Origin of the sequence: Streptococcus pseudopneumoniae, assembly GCF_001070815.1 — a bacterium.
Taxonomy (GTDB): Bacteria; Bacillota; Bacilli; order Lactobacillales; family Streptococcaceae; genus Streptococcus; species Streptococcus pseudopneumoniae_P.
On record NZ_JVLX01000033.1, the window covers coordinates 1 to 5,809 of the forward strand.

A 5,809-nucleotide genomic window follows, 5' to 3' on the forward strand; every position below is an offset into this window, starting at 1 on the left:
GATTCCAGAAGGTGGCAAGGTCACAAATGTTGAAAACATTCCAGACTTGACAACGCCAGGTAAGAAAGATCCAGTTAAAGTAACGATTACCTTACCAAATGGAAAAGTAGTTACGGTAGAAGTACCAGTGAATGTAACACCAATTACACCAATTGAAACACCAATAACAAAAGAAAAACTGACTCCAGAGGATGTCCTAAAACAAATTAAGATACCAGAAGGAGCAACAGTTAAAGTAGGAGATCTCCCAGATTTAACAACACCAGGTAAGAAAGATCCAGTGAAAGTAACAATTACATTACCAAATGGAAAAATTGTTACGGTAGAAGTACCGGTGAATGTAACACCTATTGAGGATATTGTTAAAAAACAAGGGGATCCAATTACTGCTGAGGATGTTGAAAAACACATTCCAAAAGGAGTAAAAGTTATCTCGATTGGAGATAAACCAACAACTGATATACCAGGTGAAAGACCAAGTATTCCAGTTGTGATTGAATTACCAAATGGAATTCGAGTAACGATGAACATTCCAGTAATCGTAACACCGAAAGTAACACCTGTAGTAGTTCAAGTAGGAACACCAGTTACGCCAGAAGATGTTCAGAAACATATTGAATTACCAAATGGATGGAAGGTAACAAAAGTAGGAGAAATTCCAACAACAACTACACCAGGAACAAAACCAGTTGTTCCAGTGGAAATTGAATTACCAGATGGACGTAAGATTACAGTTGATGTACCAGTCATCGTAACGCCAACTGTTAGACAAATAGTTGTACCACAAGGAACACCGATTACACCAGATGATGTAAAAGGTCATATTGACTTACCAAAAGAACCAGGATGGGAAATTGTAGAAGTCGGAGAAATTCCAACAACAATTCCAGCTGGAGTAAAACCAAGCGTTAAAGTGAAAATCAAAGTTCCAACTGGTGAGATTATTGAAGTAGATGTGCCTGTAATCGTAACACCGAAAGTAACACCTATTGTAGTGGAAGTTGGAACACCAATTACTAAAGAGGATGTTATGAAGAAAGTCGATTTACCAGAAGGATGGGAAATTGTAGAAGTCGGAGAAATTCCAACAACTGAAACACCAGGAACAAAACCAGTTGTTAAAGTGAAAGTGAAATTACCTGATGGTCGTATTATTACAGTAGATGTACCAGTTACGGTAACACCTAAATCACAAAATGGTGGAGGAGTCATTTCTCAAAATGGCGATTCAACTGTTCAGATTGTAACGGAATATCTTGATGAAAATGGTAACCGAATTACTTCAGATAAAGAAGGAAAACACAATCCAATAGAGTTGGAAGGATATGAATTTAGTCATTCAACAACGGATGCTAAAGGAAATACACTACATCACTATAAGAAAGTGAAAAAACCAATCAATCAAGAGCAACCAAGCTCTCCAGAGACTCCTACAAGTCCAGAAAAACCAGTAGCTACTCCAGTTCAGACAAGTTCTACAGATTCTAAACAAGTATCCGTTGAAACAACCGTAGCCAATGACAAGAAGGAATTACCAAATACTGGTACAGAAGATAAGGCTGGTCTAGCTAGTCTTGGACTTCTTGGAATGTTGGGTGCATTCGGACTCGTAGCCCGTAAGAAAAAAGAAGATTAAAGATTTGTCGATTATTTATCTTGTGTAATATTAAATCCAGACCTATATAAAAACTTTACGAAATAGTATTTGGATAATAATATAAAGATTGTTGATGCTGAAAAAATATCAGGATCACAGGAACGTATAGTATCAGTAACTTAAAAAAGTCTGATACTATGCGTTTTTTTATGGGAAGATTTATTAGTACTTACTTTTTATAAAGTTTTTAACTAATATAAATGTTTTACTTATTTATTGTAGATATGTTTTGTAATGATTGTGATACTTCTTTCAAGGAATATTTGGTAGGATTGAAGTGTAAATAGATTAACTAGGAAAGAAGGAAGTAAATGGAAGCCATTTATCAACCTGATTCGAAACAGGTTGTACTACTTGATGATAAATAATTAGCGCTAGGAACTAATAGCTGATTGGAAAATACATAGGCTAAATATTTATGTGATTTAAAATGTTATAAAAACGTAATTTTTCAGACAATAAACATCATGTTTCATAGAATGTAATATTTATAAAGAATAGCGAACAATATCCGTATATATATATATATATATATATATATACGGATATTGTTCGTTTTGTGATATAAAACTTTGCGAAAAACTCTATTGATTTATTAGATAAAAAGAGTATTATAATATATAATAAGATATTTATAACGGAGGAAATCAGATGTTTTATAAAGGTAAACATGATCGTGAAAAACAACTACGTTTTTCTATTCGCAAAGTAAGTTTTGGAGCAGCTTCAGTCGCGATTGCTGCTTTTATGATGTTTATTGGTGGAGGTACTGTTCAGGCAGATGCTATTCAAAGTAATGATAGTAGTGCTGCCTCAGTATCTTCAAATCATCAACAAAAGGAATATGATAAGAAAACAGATAATGAGGATAGAGTTAATACTTCTAATCTTAAGGTATCAGAAGCAACTTCTGAAAATACAGAATCTAAAGATGTTATTTCTTCAACTGAATCTTTTAATAATGAGAGTAGACAAGAGGAAAAACAGTTTATTAAAGCTGATACAAGTAAATTAGAATTAGCTGTTGCTCGTGTTCAAGCGTTACTTGAAAAAACTGAAGTGAATGAAAAAACAGAAGAAGTAATCAAAAGTGCGAATGAAGAATTAGCTAAAGCACAAGACTTATTATCTAATGATAAAGTAATACAGGGAGATATCGACAAAGAATTAAGTTCTCTTAATAATATAGATTTTATTCTTAAAAGTATACCAAAAGCATCCATTGAAAAGAAATTAGAAAAAGAAAAAGAAAACAAAAATCAAGATCCACGAAATGGAAAAGCCATTCCAGGAAAAGGAGAGAGTGGATTTAGAGAAGCTGTATCAAATTCTGCAAATACAATTAGTAAAGCGATAGAAGGACCAACAAATAATAATAAACTGGGTTATGGAAATAATCCCCAAAATGGAGTTTTTGAGAGTGCAAAAGAGCAATTTGGTGATATTAATTTTGATGATGCTGTAGTTAAAGAGAAAAAGATTGAAAAACAATGGTCTAAGAGCATCTTATCAGATAAGACTAGGAAGTCAAAGACTCAGCTATTAACTGGAGGTATTACCTATAAATGGAAAGAAAAAGAGATTAATGGTTCTTTAAATGGTTGGAAGATTACTGATTCATCAGGTGCATCAACTATTTTAAAAGCTATTAAGCCTGAGCAACCAGTAGCTGATACAGGGCGTGAAAAGGAATATCTGGGAACTCCAAGTAAAGTATATGATAACGATAATTCTATTACTAGAAATTATAATGAGAATGAGGGGCCCAATCAACCGCTAGGAGTACATGCTTCAAACCAAAACTATGCAAATGGAGTAAATTACTCAGGTACTGTTGGTACTCATAATTTACCTAAAGGTTACTATTTAGAATTGGGAAAACAAGGAAATAAAATTTCAAAAGAGTATTCTGTAAATAGTAATTCGAGAGTTATATTAAGTGCGATTACAGGTGGTGCCTACGGGAACATGGGAACTGCCGGAACAGGAGAAAAAATAAAAATATCAGTTTATGATGCACAAAATAATAGTTTAATTCCTAGTGTACGAGATGATAGGACAGAAGGTGAAAAATATGAAACTTCTCATATATCTACACCTACGGGTAATGGAGGAAACGGTGATGGATGGACAGAATATCGTGCAATTTATGAGATACCTCTAAATACAACTAGAATTAGAGTTGAAATAGAAGCATTGCATGACGGTAGTGCATTAAAAGGAGATCCAATAACAGGCAAAACTTCATACTCATTGAATAACGGAAAGAAACAATTAGAAGACGGTTATTTTGTCGGAGCTGTTAATTTAGCATTGGGTACTGGAACAGAAATGACTACTAATGTTAAGACTAATAACCAAGAAGGGGGATATGGAGAAAATAAATTATACAAATCAGAACAGAAAGGTGAGCTAGAATTTACTGTCAATAGTGTTGGTGGAATTAGACATTATGGTTCAGCGAAAACTGAGATCGAGATACCAGAAGGTGTAGAGTTACCAGACAATATTAAAAATGCTAAAGATACTGTTTGGTTTGGAGGGGTTCCAATTAGTCCTAAAAATATTGTATATGACTCAATTAGTAGAAAATTAACTTTAATTTATAATACTTCTGCTAATAACGCAGGAAAAGATCCTAGAATAGGTGTTGGTTCTAATAATGGAACTAGAAATTTTAAAATTCCTTTCACTACAACTTCAAACTATAAGGGTACAGCAACATTTAAAATTAGAACCTTTTTACCAAATGGTTTAAGAGATTCTGATGATAATGTTTTATTGAATACGGGCGATGTTTCAAATTCAAATGGTTTATACCATAATACAGTATCTGGTGTAAGAAATTCTGAAAATCCAAACTACTATTATAATAAGACGATTTATATTGATTCAACAAAACCTAAAGCACCAACAGTCGAAACAATACATACCGATGGAGTGCAGGGAAATAGTACTAATAAAAATCAGGGAAGAAACCTCTTGATTTCTATTCCAGAGGAAGAGACAGGCTTAACTGACCCTGTAAGAGAGAAAAAGGATGTTATTGAAAACGATAAGAACAATAATAACAAGGATAATCAGCATAAGTTAGCAGACGATGAAGCTACAACAGAAGTTGAAAAAATTAATCATGCGATTGGTGGTGTAACTGGTATAACAGTAACATTACCAAATGGTGCGAAAACAATTAAATTAACTAAAAAAGGTGATGAATGGTACAAAGATTCTGAAAAATTAAATATAATTGATGGGAAATTAGTATTACCTTTACCTGAAGATATTAATTTAGATGAAGCAAATGATGATTTATCTCCTGACAAACGCATCAAAGTAACTGTTCAAGATAAAGCAGGAAATGATTCAGATGTTGCTTATGCGAATGTTTTAAATGAAGCTCCAACTTTAAATGTCAATAAAGATGTTATATATGTTCCTAAAACGGATGTGTCTAATAAAGTTAATACTGAAAAACTTTTGAAACAAGTATCAGATACTATTGTTGATGGTAAACCAGGTATTGAAGTAGCTGATTTAGAAGATGATAGGGATAATAAGGAAATAACAAAACCAAATGTTTCAGTTATTGATGATCAGGGATTAGATACTTCTAAACCAGGTGTATATACAGTAACTTTAAAGGCTACAGATAGTGAGGGAAAAGACTCAGTTGAAAAAAATGACGATACTGATAAATTTGATGTTGTAGTAGTTGAAGGAATTCCTCAAATTGTATCAGTTAGTGACAACAATATCCAACCAGATGTTCTGAAAAATATAGATAAAAGTCAATTTCCTGATGATGCTACATTTGAATATAAAGAAGAAGTCAATACTTCAGAGGCAGGGGACAAGAATGTTACAGTAGTTGTTAAAGACAAAGCAGGTAATAAACTTGTCGAAGTTCCAGCAACGGTACGTGTGGTAGAAAGCTATCCTCAGTATGTTCCAGTAAACAAAGAAGGTATCTCACCGAAAGATAGTATTGATCCAAGTAAATTCCCAGAAGGAACCACGTTTGAGTATAAAGAAAAACCAAATACTGGTTCCACAGGAGACAAAGATGTAACAGTTGTAGCTAAGCTAGGTACAGAAATAGTTGCAGAGATTCCTGCTAAAATTGTAGTAGTCGATAGTAAGACACAATATGTG

General features: G+C 33.3%; 2 protein-coding genes. Both read left to right on the top strand.

Translation table 11 applies throughout. The features are described from left to right. The coding region (locus ADG81_RS03865) for a Rib/alpha-like domain-containing protein (protein ID WP_049550947.1) at positions 1–1,636 on the top strand (1,636 nt) is incomplete at its 5' end. A gap of 672 nt (positions 1,637–2,308) precedes the next feature. After that, positions 2,309–5,809 (top strand): YSIRK-type signal peptide-containing protein (locus tag ADG81_RS03870; RefSeq protein ID WP_049550948.1); only part of this gene is annotated, 3,501 nt, incomplete at its 3' end.